Raw genomic sequence first — 18588 nt, forward strand, 5'->3', positions numbered from 1 at the left:
GCTCCTTTCAATCTATTGCTCTTGATCGGCATTGGCGGTTTTAGCCAGCAGGTGCTTGCAGTATGCCAGCGGCGCTTCGTATAAGTTGTTCTTTTGGTCTGGCTGGGTTTGCATAATCAGCTGGCGTCCCGGCTTTGAATTCACATCCAGAATCCAAATAGACCCGTCTCTTGAATATCCAATATCTATACCAAGCTCAAATAACGAAGAGAAGGACTGTTCAAGAACAATCGGTAATTTTGAGAGAATCGTGCTGAGGTCGTCATGGAATAAATAAGCCTGGCGGCGCGATAGTCTTTGAAACCAATCTTCATAGGATAGTGCCTCACCTCCGCTTCCAAGGTTGGAAATAAACGATCCCTGATAGCCGCGCCTGATCCCGCGGCCGCGTTCAGCCCAATTTCCGCTCCCATCCTTTTGCATCAAAATACGGATATCAAATGGATACCGGCTCCGGTCTGTGAGCTGAAGCAGCGGCTGAATGAGATAGGGAGATGTGGATTGTTTTAGAAACAGGTTCATCCAGATTTCGAATTCCTCAATGGAAGAGAATCCCTTTGTTTTCTTATTTGCACCGTTATGATAAACCGCTTCAATGGTTTTCCCGCTCAATGACAGGGCGATTATTCCCCGTCCCTGCGCCCCTTTTACAGGTTTCAGCATGCATTGCCGTTCCCTGAAAAGAAGGGGAAGTATGTCCTTAGCTGTATCAATCTGTGCGGTATCCGGTAAATAGAAGGAGAGGGTAGAATCTTTCATAATCGCCTGATGCACTGCCCATTTATCTGGCAAGCCTTTACCCAGAAATACGGTATCCGGTCTGTTTTTCAGCCATTCAGCGATTGGGCGGGACTTAGCCGAACGGTCGCCTTTGCTATAAAAGCAGCGATCATAAATAAAGGCTGGCAGCGGCTGAAGAGAAGGCTTCCATTCATCCTGTTCATATACAAATCCCTTTAATAGAGCAGTGCCGGGCTGAATGTCAGCAGGACAAAACCTGAACACAGTCAGTCCAAACGACCCGGCTCTTTTAGCAATTTCAGTGGAATACGATTTTTCTGCTTCCTGATGAAGCGTCATAAACCCAAGCACAGACTTCATTCTCTTCACACCCCATTCAGCTTACTTAAATAAATTCCATAGTCCACTACAGCCTTTGCAGACGGTCTAACCTTCATCTGTCCGGGAATATATTCACTGCTTTTGGAGGGCTTTGAATTAATTTCAATGAGCCAAAGCCGTTCATCCTGATCAAGGGTTAAATCAATTCCAAGCTCGCCATAGCAGCCATTTGAGTTCCTTTCAACCGCGAGGCAGATTTCCCGGGAAAGCTCAGCAAGCAAATTCCGGATGTTCCGCCCCTTTTTTACCCCATATAGCTCTTCGAGGATTTTTTTTACAGGAAATGCCGCACCGCCTTGATAGAGATTTGAAACGAACGTATTCTCGGATGACACCCTAGCTGTCATAGAAGTGACCGCCCAGTCGTGATCATTCTTTTTATGGCAGAGGATGCGGAAATCCATTGGCTTACTATGATACGTAATGATTCGGATCGTCTCCTGCAGCATATAAGGTTCCTTTGTGAGGCGGGGATACATGTGCCTGAACATTTCATCCGTATTTTTGAAAGAAGCAGCCGGGTCAATTGAAGAGGTATCATCCAGTAAATAGCCCTCATCCGTTTCCCTGATCCGGAAGATCTTTTTCCCTTGGCTGCCATAGATTGGCTTTACAAAAAAGTCAGTGTAGGAAGCAGTATACAATTCGTAATCCCGTTTAGAAGCAAGCTTTCTTGAAACCGGAACATAGGGGAGTAAAACGGGATCAGCCTCCAGCCATTGATGGACTTCCCATTTGTTCAAAAAACGCTGATTAAAATAGGGAATATTGTGCTGCTGAAGTTCATCCGTGAATGCCGCAAACCGAACATCGAGCTCCGTTCTCCTTTGGTGAAGACGGTTATGCACAGCATTAGGAAAAGGCAAAAACGTCCTGACCCATTTTTCCTTATGCCGGACCCATCCGCTCACATGCTTATCCTTCCAGTCCTTCAATGAAAAAAGATAAAAGAGATAGCCTTTTTCCTCGCAATAAGACGCGAGTTCTACACAATAATCCTCCATATTTCCAAGTGCAATGCTTTCTTTAGCAGACCGGATATCTGTAAGCAGGGCAAATATGGGGCCAATCCTAATTCCTTCTGCTTCCATACAAATTGACCAGCTCTGTCCTCCCACTAGCCATTCCGGAACAAAAGCGGCCTCAAGAGCCGTTTTTGAAATGGAAAGGAAAAAACTCTTATCATCTATAATTACGAGGCGGACTTTGACTCTATTCCTTCCAATCGAAAGGAAGCTCCATCTGGGAGGTGAGAACTGGCCAAATCGATTAAGCAGTCCGCTGCTGATTCTTACGGAAGGTTCCGAATCCTCGTGAAAAAAAATATCGGTTTTCATCCATTTCATCGCAATCCCTCATTTGCCGAATGGCGTAACTAGACTTATAATTTGTTCTAGGCAGATGTCCTTATCAGCAGTTTATGGAGAAGACGAAAAGTATGTGAAGATATGGAGTGTTAGAATGAGCGTGCTATGGACTTTTATTTTTATGATCGGTATTGGAGCCGCAATTGGCGGAATTACGAACCACCTTGCGATCCAAATGCTTTTCAGACCGTATAATCCGGTCTATGTATTCGGAAAAAGACTTCCTTTTACACCAGGCCTCATACCGAAAAGAAGAGACCAGATGGCTGAGCAGATGGGGAAAATGGTGATTGAACACCTTCTGACTGCAGAAAGCCTTAAAAAGAAAATCATCGATTCCTCTTTCGGACAAGCGCTGGAAAACTGGGCAGAAAAAATGGTGTTTGAATGGATGAATCAAAATCAGACAATCCTGGAGGTTTTAGAAAAAGCCGGAGTTGAAAAGGCAGATGAAAAAACGGAAAAGCTGATTGTTTCAATGATTGAAAGCAAGTGGAGAGAATTTGAAGCGGAAAGCCGGGAAAAAACGCTATCGCAAATGATGCCTCCAGCACTTGAAGCGAAGCTCGACGGAAAAGCAAAAGAGGTTGCCCATTATATCGTTCTATCAGGCATCCAGTATTTTGAAAGCTTCGAGGGAAGAAATCGCATTAAAAACATGATCGATGATTTTCTTGCAGAACGCGGCCGCCTCGGCAGCATGATTCAAATGTTTACAGGCAATATGAATCTCTCTGAACTTGTACAGCCTGAGCTGATAAAGTTTTTGAAAAACGGGGAAACAGAGGCATTCATCTCCGACCTGATTACAAATGAATGGGAAAAAGCGAAGCAAATGAAATTCGGGGAAGTTCAAGAGAAGCTGAAAATGGATGAAGCTGCAGCTGAGCTGAAAAACCGTGCTATTCGCTCTCTTGGAATAAAAGACTGGTATGGAAAAACTGTATTTGATATGACAGCGCCATACCATCATTCCATTCGCGAAACCTTTATCCCGAACATGGTTTCCATGGCAATCAGCGGTTTAACAAACAACATGGAAACTCTGATGAATCAACTCAACATCGAGCAGATCGTTAAAGAGCAGGTAGATACATTTTCCACTCAAAGACTCGAGCAAATGGTGTTATCTATAACAAGCAGCGAGCTGAAAATGATTACCTATTTAGGTGCTCTTCTCGGAGGACTAATTGGGATCATCCAGGCTTTTATCGCGGTATTTCAGGGGTAATTATAAGGCGGGCCTCCGCCATCCATGAAAATCAGATCGATTTCTGTTATAGTGGGTAGGGGTCCGAATCGAGGACCGAAATTAAAGGAGGGCGATCACATGTCAGAGAACCTTTACACAGAAGCCGGCAACCTGGAAAAAGCACTGCGCGAAAGCACAGAATACAAGCAGCTTAGAGCGCTTTATGATCAAGTGAACGCAGATGAAGCAGCAAAAAATATGTTTGATAACTTCCGTGACATCCAGCTGAAACTTCAGCAAAAGCAAATGTCCGGACAGGAAATCTCACAAGAAGAAGTGGACCAGGCGCAAAAATCGGTTGCACTTGTCCAGCAGCACCAAACCATCGCCCAGCTGATGGAAGCCGAACAGCGCATGAGCATGGTCATCGCCGAACTCAACAAAATCATTATGAAGCCGCTTGAAGACCTTTATGGTGCGGTGGAATAATCAATATAAGAAAATCGCCTTCCTTGGAGGGCGTTTTTTTTTGAATGGGTGCTTGGTGATTCTTGTACTAAGCCCTGCTGGAAGGGCTTAGTCAGCAAATAATGGTAAAAAGTCAGCAATTACGATTATCAGCAAAAAATCCGATCCACCCGTAATTTCCATCCTATTTTATTAAAAACCTCTATATCTCCCCAAAAAGTTCATCCTTCACATACTCCAGCATCCGCCGCTGCACGTGCTCGGTCATTTCGTGAGCGGTGAAAGGATGAACCGCAAGCTTTTTACGGGATGAGATCCTATTGTAAACAGCAAGAATGCTTTCTGGAACACAGACCGGATCCTTTAATCCTACTTGTATGTGTACGGGGACCGTAATAGCATGAGCGTGATTCAGCACATCGAACATGCTCAGCGTATAGAGGATCTGACTGAGATGTTCAGGGTGTTTTTGGACAAAAGCAGCGGCTTCGCTAAGTGACCCGGAAGATTTCATGATCCCTAGATCCATGTGACACATCCCGGGAAGAGCAGCAGATGCAAATTTTAATTTATCGCCGCTTAATGCAGCCGTCATCAGCGCAAGTCCGCCGCCCTGGCTGAGACCGGCAGTGAACAATCTGCCTCCGTCTACTCTGGGGTGGGAGGCAGCTGCATCCACCGCTCTTACTGCATCGATGACAATCGCATGATAGTAGGAAGTCTCAGGATCCAAAATTCCTTGTGTAATCCAGCCGGACGTCATTCCGTATGAACTGGTCAAATGGTTTCCGGTTTTGCCTCCTTGCCCTCTTACATCCACTGCAAATACGGCGACCCCCAATAAAAGAAGAGCCGCGTGTTTTTCAGGCATGCCTTTGCTGTCCCCATATCCGTGAAAGACAATCGCGCAAGGCAGCTGCTCATCCTTTGCAAAACGGGGGATAAGGAGCTGGGCGTTCAGCGGCGTATCATCAAAGCCGTAAAAAACAGCAGGATAAATATCAACCGAAGGAAATAGATCAGCAGTCTGTGAAAAGCGTGCATCAACGGGCGTTTCCTTAAACTTTTCCAGATTCCTTTTCCAAAAAGCAGATAGGTTTTCCAGCGAAATTGTAGGCGCAGCTGAATAAGCCAAAAGCTGCTCGATCTGTTTTTCCAAAGCGTTCATTGTTTACCACCTTCCTATCACCATGTTTCTCGCTGAAAACTGAATTTCCTGCTTTTTCAGATTGTTTACTTGACGTATCGGAATTATCAACTTTACAATAGTTCTATAGAATAAAAGGTTAATGAGAGAACTGAAAACCCCCGCCTTCACACATTTATAAGCAGGGGTTTTTGCATTGCAGGGTCATGTCCTTGCGGTAAAAATCATATTTTTATAGAGAAACAGGCAGTTCTCATCAGTGAGAGAAAGGGGTACATCATGAATTTATTCTGGTTTTTTCCAACAGCTGGAGACGGCCATTATTTAGGAACACGTGCGGGAGAAAGAAAACCTGAGATTACCTACTTAAAGCAAATTGCAAGTGCATTGGACAACCTTGGATATGATGGTGCTTTATTACCGACAGGGGCAAATTGTGAGGATTCGTGGGTAACCGCTTCCTACCTCGCCTCTGTCACAAATAAATTAAAATTTCTGATTGCCCTCAGGCCTGGTCTCATGTCTCCAACCCTGTCTGCAAGAATGTCTGCAACCTTCGACCATTTTTCAGACGGCCGCCTTCTTTTGAATGTTGTGACAGGCGGTGACCCTGCAGAGCAGGCAGGGTTTGGCAGCTACCATAGCCACGATGAACGATATGAAGTAACGGATGAGTATTTGGATATTTGGAGAAAAGTAATGGAAGGCAATCAAGTAGATTACAAAGGGAAACATCTGGAGGTAACGGGTGCTCATATACCGGAGCTGCCTGTACAGAAGCCGTATCCACCGCTATATTTCGGCGGATCATCTCCAGCAGGGAAAGCGGTTGGAGCGAAACATGCGGATGTTTACCTGTTATGGGGTCAGCCGCCGAATCAAATTAAAGCAAAAATTCAAGAGATGAAGAAGTTGGCAGCTGCTGTAGGACGAACACTCACCTTTGGTATTCGGCTGCATGCAATTGTCAGAGAAACGGAACAGGAAGCATGGGATGCTGCTGAACGGCTGATCAGTCATGTAGATGATGCAACCATCCGGGCTTTCAAGGAGCGTCATGCTTCCTTCGATTCAGTTGCTCAGCGAACGCAATCTTCTCTGCACGGCGGCTCCAAACTGCGGGACAATCTCGAAATTTCTCCTAATCTATGGGCTGGAATTGGGCTCGCACGCGAAGGAGCGGGAACAGCAATCGTCGGCGACCCTGACATTGCAGCAGAACGGATGAGAGAATACGAGGAGGCTGGTGTGGATACATTCATACTATCCGGTTATCCTCATCTGGAAGAAGCCTATCGATTCGCAGAGCTTGTGTTTCCGAAACTTAATAAATAGCGTTATTGCTAAAAAACCCGCAGCACTGCGGGTTTTTCTTTAGTCTGAGTTAAAAGATGGCAGCGCTACAGAAAGCCTCTTGTCAAAATCAGGAACGCTTGCGATAATAAATGTAAGTGCTTACATAACTACCTTGGAAAATTAACTTAATTAACGAAGGGGGATCGGCGGAACATTAAATCGATATGATTGGCAAGAGACATTTCATTTTCGGATGGCCAATTTTTCTTTTGACAATGTTAAGCTTTATGTTGATTAATTTACACCTGTTGATTGATCGGAAAGTGAACGCCTGCCAGCTGCAAAATCAACAGCCAAAGTTAACAGTGCCTTATTTTATAAACACCTGGTATACCTTTAAAAGACAAGAGGTTTGCGGGTTTTCCACAAGTTTACTGGACACTGCTGTGCTGAGAGTCTTCATGATATAAAAAAGTCGTAAATGGCTTTATTTAAAGAGGGGGAAAACGGTTGGCTAATCATGTAATCGGGAGTTTTCAATTAATGAAATCCCTAAACCGGTCCCTGATTCTGAATATTATTCGTTCTTCAGGGATGATATCCAGGGCAGAAATTGCGAAGAAAACGAGGCTCACTCCGCCTACCGTTACAAACATCGTTCATGAACTTTTGAACGAGGAATTAGTTATAGAAGGCCAGACCGGACCTTCAAGCGGAGGACGAAAGCCTATCATGCTGAGAATCAACTCACGGAATTTTTATATCATAGGGGTGGATGTCGGGGTTAAAAAAGTCCGCTTTGCCGTTACAGATTTAAATGCGGAGATCCTTATGAAAAGCATCGTATCCATCAGCGAAAGAATGACAGAAGAAGAGCTTGTCAAATTGATAATTAAGCAGATTTATACCCTTACGGATAAGGCGGATATTCCAAGGACGAAGATAATGGGAATTGGAATTGGCATGCATGGAATCGTTGATGCCGAGCGGGGAATTTCCATATTTGCCCCAAATCTTAATATGAAAAACATCCCGCTGAAAAGCATGCTGGAGGCAGAATTTATGATCCCGGTAAAGGTTGAAAATGATGTGAGGGCTATGGCGCTTGGCGAGGCATGGTTCGGCAGCGGCATTGGCTTTGAGGATCTCATCTGCATCAACGTTGGATATGGGATTGGTGCAGGTATTATTATGAACAACAAGCTGTTTAGGGGACGGCATGGCCTGGCGGGTGAAATCGGCCATACGGTCGTTGATTTAAACGGACCAAGGTGTACGTGCGGAAGCTATGGATGTCTCCAAACTCTTACGGCCCACGACGGGTTAAAAAGTGCAGCCATGAAGGAAATCATTCTTGGCAGGAGGACCCTTATCTCTGAGCTGACTGAAGGAGACGTTGACAAAATCAGCGGGAAAATTATCCATCAGGCTGCAAAATCAGGGGATGATCTGGCGATTGAAATATTACAAACGACCGGTAAATACCTCGGGGCAGCCATTTCTAATCTTGTTCACGTCTTAAATCCGCCAAAAATCATTATTGGAGGCGGCATATCAAAAGCAGGACCATTTCTATTGGAGCCTCTTAAGGAAGTCGTTCGAAAACGGGCGCTGAGTGAAGAGGCAAGGGAAACGATCATCGTAGAATCAGGTCTTGGGGACCGTGCAGGACTCGTCGGCGCTGTTACATTAATCCTGGAGGATATGTTTTCATTAAACTATGAAAATAGGAGACAAACCGTATAAGAAAGCCCTTACATTTTGAAAAAAAGTGTGCTATTTTAATAGTAGTTCGTTATATTATTTAATTAAGTAACACGATTCACTTTGGGAGAAATGAAAGCGGATACAAAAAAGGGGGATTTATATGAAGAAGGTATGGTCATTATTGATGGCTGCAGTCTTGACAGTGGGGATGCTGTCTGCATGCAGCTCACAGGGATCAGGCGGTTCCGCTGGGGATGGCGGAAAGCCTAAAGGAGAAATTACCGTTTGGGGATGGAATGTTGCAGCGAGCTCAATGGAATTGGCAGTAGAAAATTTCAAGAAAAAATATCCGGATGTGGAAGTGAAAGTCCAGGATATAGGGCGCTTGGATTTATACGATAAGCTCACAGTCGGGCTTGCTGCCAACGGTGCCGGACTTCCGGATGTCCTGATGGTAGAAAGCGACCGTTTGGATAACTATAAAAAGCAGTTCCCGAAAGGATTCATGGATCTTTCTGAAAAAGGGTTTGATAAATATGAAGATAAATTCGGGAAATCAAAAATAGCTACAGCTAAAAACGAAGATGGAAAGTTCGTAGCCATGCCATGGGATATCGGGCCGACAGGCGTTTTTTACAGAACTGATATTTTTGAAAAAGCGGGTGTAGATCCGAAATCGATTGAAACGTGGGATGATTTCATCGAAGCGGGGAAAGTGATTAAAGATAAAACAGGTTCTGCCATGGTACCAGTGGATATTGCGAAGGATGATGCACTGTACCGGATGATGCTGAATCAGCAAGGTGCTTTCTATTTTGATGATAAAGGCAACATTGACTTCCAGTCTGATGAATCCGTAAAAGCGATGTCCATGATTCAAAAGCTGCAGGAAAACAAGCTGGTTGCTAATGTGGACGGATGGGATGGAACTGTAACGGCGACTGTAAACGGAACTGTGGCAACTGTGCCTTTCGGCGTCTGGTATACCGGAACCATAATGGAACAGGCAAAGGAGCTTGATGGGAAATGGGATGTAATGAAGCTTCCCGCATTTGAAGCCGGCGGAAACCGGGATGCCAATCTTGGGGGATCGGATATCGTCATTCCGGCTGCCTCCAAAAATAAAGACGCAGCTTACGCATTTGCTGAATTCTTCACGACAGATAAAGATACGCAAGTGAACGTTCTTAAAAAATACGGAATCTTCCCATCGCTGCTTGAAACATACGAAGACAAATACTTTGATGAACCGGTTGCTTTCTTTAACAATCAGCCGATCTTCCGTATGTTTGCAGATGAAGTGAAAAATATTCCTCCGGCCAATTATACGAATGATTACCCTCGCGGACTGAAATATGCAGCAGATGCTCAGGCTGCAGCTCTTCTTGATAAGAAGGACCCGGCTGAGGCACTGAAAGCAGCTGCTGATCAGCTGGCAAATGAATCGAAACGCGAAATCAATAAGTAAGATATAGAAGGGAGGGCTGCTTGTTCATGGGCAGCCCTCTTCTTTACCCCGTTCCTAAATTTAATGAACAAACGCGTTTCATTCAGATGTCCCGAGAGGAGGATTTCAATATGGCAGAGCTTCAGAAAGAGACCGCTGCCAAGCAGGTCTATGAACCAAAGGCGTATAAGAAAAATTGGATTACACCGAAAAACTTCCCGTATATTCTCATTGCACCTACCGTGATTCTCTTCTGTTTATTCACGGTATATCCGGTTATTTCATCGTTCATTATGAGCTTTCAAAAAAGTGACGGGGCCGGGATGGCATTTGTCGGCTTAGAAAATTATGTAAGGCTATTTAAGGATCCGCTCTTTTTAACAGCCTTGAAAAATACGTTTTTCATCTTAATTATTCAGGTTCCGATTCAGCTGTTCCTGGCCCTGATTCTTGCCGCAGCCCTGAATTCAAAGCTTGTCAAAATGAAGGCTTTTTTCCGGATTTCCTACTTTATGCCGGCCATCACAGCACTCGTTGCTTATTCCATTGTTTTCATGATCATGCTGGATGAAAATTATGGAATCATCAACTACTTTCTTTCCTTGCTGGGAATGGAAAAGGTCGGCTGGCTGACGAGTACTACATGGTCCAAAGTTGCCTTAATGATAGCCATCACATGGAGGTGGACAGGCTACAATATGGTGATTTACCTCGCCGGACTTCAAAATGTATCTGAATCCTTATATGAAGCGGCAAGCATTGACGGCGCTGGCAGGGTCCGGCAGTTCTTTTATATTACAATCCCGCAGCTGCGTCCGATTATTTTGTTTACTTTCGTACTCTCCACAATCGGAACTCTGCAGTTATTTGATGAACCGTTTATCCTGACTGAAGGCGGACCGAATAACTCCACGTTAACGATTTCTCTGTACTTGTACCAAAACGGTTTTAAATACTTCGATTTCGGCTACGCATCGGCTATAGCTTATGTGCTTGTGATTATGATTGCGATCCTCTCCTGGATTCAGATGAAAGTCGCAGGTGATCAGGACTGATGAAAACACAAAGGAACATCTCGAAAATATTGCTGTATGCCCTACTAATTGCTGGTGTCATTTGTTCCATCGGTCCGTTTTATTGGATGGTGATCGGAGCTTCCCATACGAGCGGCGAGATTTTCAAAGTTCCGCCGAATTTCCTTCCTGGCAGCGAGCTATGGACGAACCTTAAAAACCTGGATGAATCCATTGGTATCCTAAAGGTTCTGGGGAATTCATTAACGATAACACTCATTTATACAGCATTGGCCCTGATGATCTGTTCTGCTTCAGGCTATGCTTTTGCCAAGTTCAAATTTAAAGGAAGAGATGCCATCTTCTTTGTTCTGTTATTGGCCATTATGATTCCGTATCATGTGACGCTGATTCCGCTGTTTAAAATGATGGCTGCTCTCGGGTGGATCAATACCTATCAGGCTGTTATTCTTCCGAATCTGGCCTATCCTTTTGCCATTTTCCTCATGAGGCAAAATATGAAGGCGCTGCCTGACTCATTGCTGGAAGCAGCTAGAGTGGATGGCGCAGGGGAATTTAAAATCTTCTTTACGATTGTTTTGCCGACAATGAAGCCGTCTCTTGCAGCGGTCGCCATCTTCCTGTTTATGTTTCAATGGAACAATTTTCTTTGGCCGCTTGTTATCCTTAACGAGCAGGAAATGTACACATTGCCAGTCGCATTATCAAGTCTGATTGGCCTGTCGAAGGTTGATTATGGGCAGCTGATGATGGGAACCGCCATCTCCACCCTGCCGATTATGATTTTCTTCCTGCTGCTGCAGCGCCAGTTTATATCCGGCATGCTTGGGAGCTCTGTTAAAGAATAAACATATTATCTATCAAACAGAAAGCAATTTTTACTTTTTTAAATTTGGTTATGGCTGCAGCTCCAATCAGTCTTTCTTTTAAGCTCTGTTAAACTTGGCTGTTGATTGCAGTTGGCAGGCGTTCGCTTTCCGCTCCAATCAACAGGTGTCAAAAAATCAACACTATCCTTTACCATAGCCTAAACCCGGAAATTCAGCTTTGAGCGTTTCCGGGTTTTCATATTCGTATTTACCTTGCAGTAATCAGCCGCTCTATTTCCGCTCTTAATCTATCTCTCAATTTTTCCAATTCATCTTCTGCAGGCTTTACTTCTTCAGCAAACATGTCTTCCCGGTCTACCCACCATACGGGTCCTTTTATAGGGGCATCGTTTTCCTTCCTGGGAAATAAATGCCAATGCATATGAGAATCCCCGTTTCCAAGCAGTTCATAATTCATCTTTTCAGCTCCAAATGCTTTTTGAACCGCTTCTGCAACCAAGCTCATTTCCATTAAAAATGTTCTTTTAAATGTTGGACGAAGCATATGCAGTTCGCTTTTATGCTCTTTGCAGAGGAATAGGCTGTAGCCTTTGAAATATTGATGGTCTCCGATTACTGCATAACCGGTATCGAGTTCGGCAACGAAATAAGGATTTTTCTCTTTTTCTATCCATTGGATTCTCTCGCAGATTAAACAGGACATATATTCATTCTCCCATCAAAATAAAATGCTAATATTTACCTTAATTCAATTGTAATATGAATATCTGATTTAGTCTTGCAAAATATGAAAACGCTTGCCATAATACATGTAAGTGCTTTCGCAAAAACATAATTAAATTAATTAATTTTCTGTAAGAGGAATTAATTGATTGTATATGCAGCAGGGAGGATGAATGGATGGCGAGCCATCTTGTCGGAAGCTTTCAATTAATGAAATCGCTTAACCGGTCTTTGATATTAAATATTATTCGGTCAACGGGAGGGATTTCACGAGCGGAAATCGCCAAAAAAACGAAGCTGACTCCTCCTACCGTTACGAATATCGCCAGTGAACTGCTGAACGATGGACTGGTAGTTGAAGGTCAGCAGGGCCCTTCCAGCGGAGGGAGAAAGCCGATTATCCTAAGAATTAATTCCAGGAACTTTTTCGTTGCAGGAATTGATGTAGGAGTAAGTAAAATCCGCTTTGCCCTAACGGATCTGGAAGCGCAAATTGTGCTTCAGAATACGATTCCGATTGATGATTCGATGACGGAGGAGGACTTTGTTCAGATTATTATCCGTGAGATTCTTCGGCTTGTAGAGACAGCAGCCATCCCGAAGGATAAGCTGATCGGCATCGGAATTGGCATGCATGGAATAGTGAACTCTTCTAAGGGGGTAGCCTTGTTTGCACCTAACCTTAACTTAAAGAACATCCCTCTGAAGGAGAGGCTTGAAGAGGAATTGATTGTCCCGGTACGGGTGGAAAATGACGCAAGGGCAATGGCTCTGGGTGAATCCTGGTTTGGCAATGGTGTTGGAGCAGAGGATCTGATTTGCATCAATGTCGGCTATGGAATTGGGGCAGGAATCCTGATGAACAATGAATTATTCAGAGGCCGCCATGGACTGGCAGGGGAAATCGGGCACACGGTCGCAGATTTAAACGGCACGAAATGCACTTGCGGCAATTATGGATGCCTTCAGACGGTCGCAGGACATGATGGACTGAAGCGGGCAGCCATGAGGGAAATTTCCTTCGGCAGAAAAACGTTAATTACGGACCTGATCAATGGAGACGAGAACAAAATCAGCGGTGAATTGCTGCACAAAGCTGCACTTCAAGGGGATGAGCTGGCGATTGAAATATTCCGTGATGCAGGGAGATACATCGGTACAGCTGTAACAAATCTGATCCATATTATGAATCCTTCGAAAATTATTATCGGCGGGGGAATTTCAAAAGCTGGTCCCTTTTTGCTTGATCCTATTAGGGAAGTCGTAAAACAGAGGGCATTGGATGAGGAAGCTAAGGAAACAGTGATTGTTCAGTCCGGCCTTGGAGATGAGGCGGCTTTGATTGGAGCAGCAACGCTCGTGCTTGCAGAAATGTTTGCTGTGCAATACCAAAACCAAAAAGAGATCTTATAAATCTAAATAGTTTGTTTCATAAATTAATTAAGTAACTATATAGCCAGAATCATAGGAGGGAAATTATGAAAAAAAAATGGAGCGTATTTCTGTGTCTCATAATGGGGATTGGACTTCTGGCAGGATGTTCTGGCAAGGCTGATAACCCAAATAAATTAACAGCCTGGGTCTGGAACGTTAACGTACCGGTTTTGGAAGCTGCTGAGAAGCGATATCAGAAAAATCATCCAGAGTTTGATCTTGAGATTGTTGAAATGGGTACAAGCGATGTGTATCAAAAACTGACCACTGGGCTGCTTGCAGGCGGACAGGGCCTTCCGGATATTGTTCTGGTGGAGGATGACCGCATTCAAGGCTATATTGATTCCTTTCCGGATGCCTTCCTGAATCTATCAAAGCAGGGATTTGATGAAAAGAAAGAGTCCATGTTTCCAGAGTTTAAAAGAGATTTAGTCTCAAAGGACGGAGATATGTATGCGTTTCCTTTTGATGCGGGTCCAACCGGGGTCTTTTACCGAAAAGATCTATTCGATAAAGCCGGAGTTAACGCAGAGGATATGAAAACATGGACAGATTTTATTGAAGCTGGAAAAACGATTAAAGAGAAGACCGGCAAGGATATGATCGGACTTGATTTAAACGGGGATGACGGTCTTTACCGAATGATGCTGAATCAGCAAGGGACCTTTTATTTTGATGAAAATGAAAAGCCGAATCTGACTTCATCAGAGTCAGTCAAAGCCATGGAGGTTCATAAGCAGCTGAAAGAAGCGGATCTTGTGAAAAATACAGTTGGCTGGGACGCATGGATCAGCTCCATGGTTCAAGGTGACGTAGCGACAGCTCCTTCTGGCGCGTGGCTTGCAGGCTCGATTACCCAGCAGGGGAAAGATTCGGCTGGCAAATGGGGAGTCATCCCTTTACCGGCATTTGAGGAAGGTGGAAACCGCGCCTCAAACCTCGGCGGAAGCAACTATACGATCATGAAATCCTCAGAAAATAAGGAAACGGCGTATGACTTCCTGGAGTACTTTTCAACGGATGAACAAACTCAGATTGAAGCAATGAATGGCGGGCTTTTTCCTTCATTGACTACGATTTATGATGAAGAAGTATTCACAAATGGAGTGGACTTCTTTGGCGGACAGGCTGTATGGAAAACATTGGCCGATCAGATGACAGACATTCCATCCGTTAATTATACAGGCGATTTTCCATACGCCAAGGATGAAGCGGTGAAGGCGCAGTCCCAGGCAACGGGAGGAAAGCTTTCAATCCAAGAAGCATTTAAAGCAGCTCAAAAGCGTTTGAAAAACAGGATGCTGTAAGGTGAAAATTCTGGAAAGAGCTAATGCAGTTAGCTCTTTCTACAAAAGGCGGGATTGCAAATGAGTCGTTCACGATTGTTTCCTTATTGGTTTTTAGCTCCGGCACTGGTTTTGTTTCTCATTTTTACTGTGTATCCGGTCGTGGCTTCCTTTATCTTAAGCTTTCAAAAGTTTGAGGCAGGAGCTTATACATTTAACGGATTAAACAACTATATTCGTCTCTTTAATGACGAAATTTTTTGGACAGCGCTAAAGAACACGTTTATCATTTTCATTTTTCAGGTGCCGCTCATGCTGCTGCTCGCAATCGTATTGGCAGGGGCATTGAACAGCCAGCTTTTAAAGCTGAAAGGATTTTTCAGGGTTTCCTTCTTCCTTCCAGCTGTAACGTCTCTTGTAGCCTATTCCATCCTTTTCTCGATCATGCTGCAGGAGGAAGGGATTATCAACAACGCGTTGAGCTACCTTGGGATTGCAGCCGTGCCCTGGCTGTCTGATGGATTTTGGGCAAAGGCATCAATAATTCTTGCGATGACATGGAGATGGACAGGCTACAACATGGTCATTTTTCTTGCCGCGCTTCAAAATATTCCTGAGGAAATTTATGAAGCAGCATCATTGGATGGAGCAGGAAAGATACGCCAGTTCTTTCATATCACCATCCCTCAGTTAAAGCCTGTCATCCTGTTTGCCGGTACATTAAGTACGATCGGCACGCTGCAATTGTTCGATGAACCATTTAACCTGACTAAAGGCGGACCGGCAGATTCAACGATGACACTTGGACTTTACATTTATCAGAACGGTTTTGAATATTTCCAATTTGGCTATGCTTCCGCCATTGCTTACGTGGTAGTTGTACTTGTGGCAATCTTGACCTTTATCCAATTCAAAGTGGCAGGTGATCGATAATGGAAGCCTTAAAAAGTGTACCTATGACCCAGGAAAAAAAGAACAGGAAGCTTCCGCAGAAAATAGGAATGTATGCACTGCTGGGTATTTTCCTAGTCATCTCAATATTCCCTTTCTACTGGATGTTCATCGGGTCTACGAATGAATCCGGGAAAATGTTTACGAATCCTCCTACGATGCTTCCCGGAACGAAGCTCGTGGAGAACTATCAGAATCTGAATTCTGCGATTGATATATCGAGAGTGTTATTTAACTCATTATTTGTTTCCCTGCTGTATGTGGTTTCAGCATTGATTGTATGTTCTCTCGCAGCTTATGCGCTGGCGAAGTTTGAATTCAAAGGCAGAAATCTGATTTTTACTGCCTTTCTGCTATCCATGATGATTCCTTATCAGGCAACCCTAATTCCACTGTTTCAAATGATGTCTTCAGCTGGATGGCTGAATACGTATTTTGCGGTCATTGCCCCGCAAATCTGTTATCCATTTGCGATTTTTCTGCTGCGCCAGAATTTCCTTGCTTTTCCGACTGAGCTGATTGAGGCCGCACGGCTTGATGGAGCGAGCGAATTAAAGATTTTCGCAAAGGTCGTCATGCCTGCAATGAGACCATCTCTTGCGGCTGCATCCATTTTCTTATTCATGACTCAGTGGAATAATTTTTTATGGCCGCTCGTTGTATTGAATGATTCATCCATGCACACGTTCCCTGTAGCTCTCTCCAGTTTAATGGGATTATCGTACATTGATTATGGACAAGTGATGATGGGTGTTTCCATAGCAACAATTCCAATCATTATCTTCTTCCTCGTCCTACAGAAACAGTTTATTTCAGGAATGCTGGGGAGTGCAGTTAAATAAGGAGGGATTATATGCTGACAGAAAAAGACGGACAATTTTTCCTGAACGATCAGCCTTTTCAAATTTTATCAGGGAGCATCCACTATTTTCGGGTGGTGCCGGATTATTGGGAAGACCGCTTGCAAAAATTGAAGATGCTCGGTCTGAATACGGTAGAAACGTATATTCCATGGAATGTGCATGAGACAAAAAAAGGAGATTTCCAGTTTGAAGGAATGGCAGACTTGGAAAGGTTTATCCAGACAGCGGCAAAACTGGGTCTCCATGTGATCCTGCGGCCGGCGCCATACATTTGCGCAGAATGGGAATTCGGCGGGCTGCCAGCCTGGCTGCTGAAGGGACAGGATATGGAGCTTCGCAGCTCCGATCCTGCGTTCTTGAAGCATTTGACCGAGTATTTTGAGGTTCTCCTGCCGAAGCTCGTGCCTTATTTAACTGTAAATGGCGGACCGGTCATTGCGATGCAAATTGAAAATGAGTATGGGGCATATGGAAACGATCAGGAGTATTTGAAATATTTAAGAAAGGTGTACAGGCAGGAGGGAATAGATGTCCTTCTCTTTACCTCCGACGGTCCCGAGTTTATCCAGCATGGTTCAATTGAGGATGCGGTTACGACCTTAAACTTTGGCTCGAAGCCTGAGGAAGCCTTCAGCGCACTGGAAAGATTCAAGCCCGGCTCGCCTCTTATGTGTGCGGAGTTTTGGATCGGCTGGTTTGACCACTGGGGTGGAGAACACCACAGAAGGGACGCAGCGGAAATGACCGCTGTTTATGAAACCATGCTTTCAAGAGGCGCCTCCGTCAACTTTTACATGTTTCATGGAGGGACGAACTTCGGCTTCATGAACGGAGCCAACCATTACGAGACATATACTCCAACCATTACAAGCTATGATTATGATGCATTGCTGACAGAATGGGGAGATCCTACCGATAAATATTTTGCAGTGAAAGAGGTATTGGCCAAGTATAAGGAAGTTCCTCAAGATGATCCTGAGCCTGGTGTGAAAAAAACATATGGCAAGGTGGCGTTATCGGAGAGCACCAGTCTGTTTGATGCGGTTCAGGGTTTATCCACTCTAAAAACTATTGCACCGAGATCAATGGAAGAGTTTGATCAAAGCTATGGAATGATTCTTTATCGAACGAAGGTAGAGAAGCAGGGAGAGCTCGAATTGGATATTTCACCGATCAGGGACCGGGCGTTTCTCTATATCAACGGAAAGCATATGAGGACCATCTATCGGAATGACGCGGAGAAAATGATTACGCTGTCCTTTGATCAGTCTGTGAATGTGCTGGAAATTCTGGTGGAAAATATGGGCCGTGTTAACTACGGCAAGCATTTGAAAGACCGAAAAGGGATTATTCAAAACCTTTGGCTCGGCCAGCAATATTGGTTTGATTGGGAAGTCATTCCCATTGAACTGAATCCAGAGGAAATGAACTGGCTTCCAGGAACAGATACGAGATATCCAAAATTTTATAAGGGTAGCTTTTCGGCAGATGAATGTGCGGACACGTTCATCGATTTGGCCGGTTGGACGAAAGGCTATGTCTGGATGAATGGCTTTAACCTGGGCCGTTATTGGCAGATAGAGGGGCCTCAGGGAAGCCTTTACATCCCCGGGCCGCTTTTAAAAGAAGGAGAAAACGAAATCCTTGTGCTGGAGCTTGAAGGAACATCATCGAGTACTGTTGAATTGTCAGATCAGCCCGATATCGGATAAGAGGAGGAA

At 44.3% G+C, this 18588-nt stretch carries 16 protein-coding genes; 12 read left to right on the forward strand and 4 right to left on the reverse strand.

Going from position 1 to position 18588, the window contains the following annotated elements; translation table 11 throughout:
• Window positions 1-12 precede the first annotated feature (12 nt).
• On the reverse strand, window positions 13-1101 hold the full coding sequence (locus AS29_RS09865; protein WP_035406573.1) for a YheC/YheD family endospore coat-associated protein: 1089 nt from the start codon (window positions 1099-1101) through the stop codon (window positions 13-15).
• 5 nt (window positions 1102-1106) lie between these two features.
• Window positions 1107-2468, reverse strand: a complete 1362-nt coding sequence (locus AS29_RS09870; RefSeq protein WP_035406570.1) for a YheC/YheD family endospore coat-associated protein — start codon at window positions 2466-2468, stop codon at window positions 1107-1109.
• Window positions 2469-2583: 115 nt separating this feature from the next.
• On the opposite strand from AS29_RS09870, the gene AS29_RS09875 reads away from it, so the two are divergent.
• Window positions 2584-3720, forward strand: a complete 1137-nt coding sequence (locus AS29_RS09875; RefSeq protein WP_035406567.1) for a DUF445 domain-containing protein — start codon at window positions 2584-2586, stop codon at window positions 3718-3720.
• Window positions 3721-3819: 99 nt separating this feature from the next.
• Window positions 3820-4170, forward strand: coding sequence for a YlbF family regulator (locus AS29_RS09880; protein WP_035406564.1), 351 nt, complete (start codon window positions 3820-3822; stop codon window positions 4168-4170).
• 181 nt (window positions 4171-4351) lie between these two features.
• Here the strand turns inward: AS29_RS09880 and AS29_RS09885 are convergent, their stop codons facing one another.
• On the reverse strand, window positions 4352-5317 hold the full coding sequence (locus tag AS29_RS09885) for an acetylxylan esterase (RefSeq protein WP_035406561.1): 966 nt from the start codon (window positions 5315-5317) through the stop codon (window positions 4352-4354).
• Window positions 5318-5575: 258 nt separating this feature from the next.
• Here AS29_RS09885 and ssuD point away from each other — a divergent pair, with 258 nt between their 5' ends.
• From ssuD to AS29_RS09915, 5 genes are all read left to right on the forward strand, one after another.
• Window positions 5576-6631, forward strand: coding sequence for an FMNH2-dependent alkanesulfonate monooxygenase (gene ssuD, locus AS29_RS09890; RefSeq protein WP_035406558.1), 1056 nt, complete (start codon window positions 5576-5578; stop codon window positions 6629-6631).
• 471 nt (window positions 6632-7102) lie between these two features.
• On the forward strand, window positions 7103-8338 hold the full coding sequence (locus AS29_RS09900) for an ROK family transcriptional regulator (RefSeq protein ID WP_231889924.1): 1236 nt from the start codon (window positions 7103-7105) through the stop codon (window positions 8336-8338).
• A 121-nt stretch (window positions 8339-8459) separates the two neighbouring features.
• Window positions 8460-9767 (forward strand): ABC transporter substrate-binding protein, encoded by a 1308-nt coding sequence (locus AS29_RS09905; RefSeq protein ID WP_035406553.1) that lies wholly within the window; start codon window positions 8460-8462, stop codon window positions 9765-9767.
• A gap of 110 nt (window positions 9768-9877) precedes the next feature.
• The gene (locus AS29_RS09910; protein WP_082883807.1) at window positions 9878-10801 is read left to right on the forward strand and encodes a carbohydrate ABC transporter permease; all 924 of its coding nucleotides are present in this window, start codon (window positions 9878-9880) and stop codon (window positions 10799-10801) included.
• The gene (locus AS29_RS09915) at window positions 10801-11628 is read left to right on the forward strand and encodes a carbohydrate ABC transporter permease (protein ID WP_197491598.1); all 828 of its coding nucleotides are present in this window, start codon (window positions 10801-10803) and stop codon (window positions 11626-11628) included. Before AS29_RS09910 ends, AS29_RS09915 begins: the two co-directional genes overlap by 1 nt.
• 229 nt (window positions 11629-11857) lie before the next feature.
• Here AS29_RS09915 and AS29_RS09920 read toward each other — a convergent pair whose 3' ends face one another.
• On the reverse strand, window positions 11858-12313 hold the full coding sequence (locus AS29_RS09920) for an HIT family protein (RefSeq protein WP_035406550.1): 456 nt from the start codon (window positions 12311-12313) through the stop codon (window positions 11858-11860).
• Window positions 12314-12510: 197 nt separating this feature from the next.
• Between AS29_RS09920 and AS29_RS09925 the strand changes: the two genes are divergently transcribed.
• From AS29_RS09925 to AS29_RS09945, 5 genes are all read left to right on the forward strand, one after another.
• Window positions 12511-13746, forward strand: coding sequence for an ROK family transcriptional regulator (locus tag AS29_RS09925; RefSeq protein WP_035406546.1), 1236 nt, complete (start codon window positions 12511-12513; stop codon window positions 13744-13746).
• A 65-nt stretch (window positions 13747-13811) separates the two neighbouring features.
• Window positions 13812-15074, forward strand: coding sequence for an ABC transporter substrate-binding protein (locus tag AS29_RS09930; protein ID WP_035406544.1), 1263 nt, complete (start codon window positions 13812-13814; stop codon window positions 15072-15074).
• Between the two features lie 60 nt (window positions 15075-15134).
• Window positions 15135-15986 (forward strand): carbohydrate ABC transporter permease, encoded by an 852-nt coding sequence (locus AS29_RS09935; protein WP_035406540.1) that lies wholly within the window; start codon window positions 15135-15137, stop codon window positions 15984-15986.
• The gene (locus tag AS29_RS09940) at window positions 15986-16846 is read left to right on the forward strand and encodes a carbohydrate ABC transporter permease (RefSeq protein ID WP_082883805.1); all 861 of its coding nucleotides are present in this window, start codon (window positions 15986-15988) and stop codon (window positions 16844-16846) included. The genes AS29_RS09935 and AS29_RS09940 overlap by 1 nt, the downstream gene beginning before the upstream one ends.
• An 11-nt stretch (window positions 16847-16857) precedes the next feature.
• Window positions 16858-18579, forward strand: a complete 1722-nt coding sequence (locus tag AS29_RS09945; protein WP_035406537.1) for a glycoside hydrolase family 35 protein — start codon at window positions 16858-16860, stop codon at window positions 18577-18579.
• Window positions 18580-18588 lie beyond the last annotated feature (9 nt).

It is taken from the genome of Bacillus sp. SJS, assembly GCF_000732485.2.
GTDB lineage: Bacteria > Bacillota > Bacilli > Bacillales > Bacillaceae > Metabacillus_B > Metabacillus_B sediminis.

Coding starts and splice junctions, on each gene's coding strand:
- AS29_RS09880 (WP_035406564.1), top strand. CDS start 3,820: ATGTCAGAGAACCTTTACACAGAAGCCGGCAACCTGGAAAAAGCACTG.
- AS29_RS09870 (WP_035406570.1), bottom strand. CDS start 2,468: ATGAAATGGATGAAAACCGATATTTTTTTTCACGAGGATTCGGAACCT.
- AS29_RS09920 (WP_035406550.1), bottom strand. CDS start 12,313: ATGTCCTGTTTAATCTGCGAGAGAATCCAATGGATAGAAAAAGAGAAA.
- AS29_RS09875 (WP_035406567.1), top strand. CDS start 2,584: ATGAGCGTGCTATGGACTTTTATTTTTATGATCGGTATTGGAGCCGCA.
- AS29_RS09865 (WP_035406573.1), bottom strand. CDS start 1,101: ATGAAGTCTGTGCTTGGGTTTATGACGCTTCATCAGGAAGCAGAAAAA.
- AS29_RS09930 (WP_035406544.1), top strand. CDS start 13,812: ATGAAAAAAAAATGGAGCGTATTTCTGTGTCTCATAATGGGGATTGGA.
- AS29_RS09905 (WP_035406553.1), top strand. CDS start 8,460: ATGAAGAAGGTATGGTCATTATTGATGGCTGCAGTCTTGACAGTGGGG.
- AS29_RS09885 (WP_035406561.1), bottom strand. CDS start 5,317: ATGAACGCTTTGGAAAAACAGATCGAGCAGCTTTTGGCTTATTCAGCT.
- AS29_RS09945 (WP_035406537.1), top strand. CDS start 16,858: ATGCTGACAGAAAAAGACGGACAATTTTTCCTGAACGATCAGCCTTTT.
- AS29_RS09935 (WP_035406540.1), top strand. CDS start 15,135: ATGAGTCGTTCACGATTGTTTCCTTATTGGTTTTTAGCTCCGGCACTG.
- ssuD (WP_035406558.1), top strand. CDS start 5,576: ATGAATTTATTCTGGTTTTTTCCAACAGCTGGAGACGGCCATTATTTA.
- AS29_RS09915 (WP_197491598.1), top strand. CDS start 10,801: ATGAAAACACAAAGGAACATCTCGAAAATATTGCTGTATGCCCTACTA.
- AS29_RS09925 (WP_035406546.1), top strand. CDS start 12,511: ATGGCGAGCCATCTTGTCGGAAGCTTTCAATTAATGAAATCGCTTAAC.
- AS29_RS09910 (WP_082883807.1), top strand. CDS start 9,878: ATGGCAGAGCTTCAGAAAGAGACCGCTGCCAAGCAGGTCTATGAACCA.
- AS29_RS09940 (WP_082883805.1), top strand. CDS start 15,986: ATGGAAGCCTTAAAAAGTGTACCTATGACCCAGGAAAAAAAGAACAGG.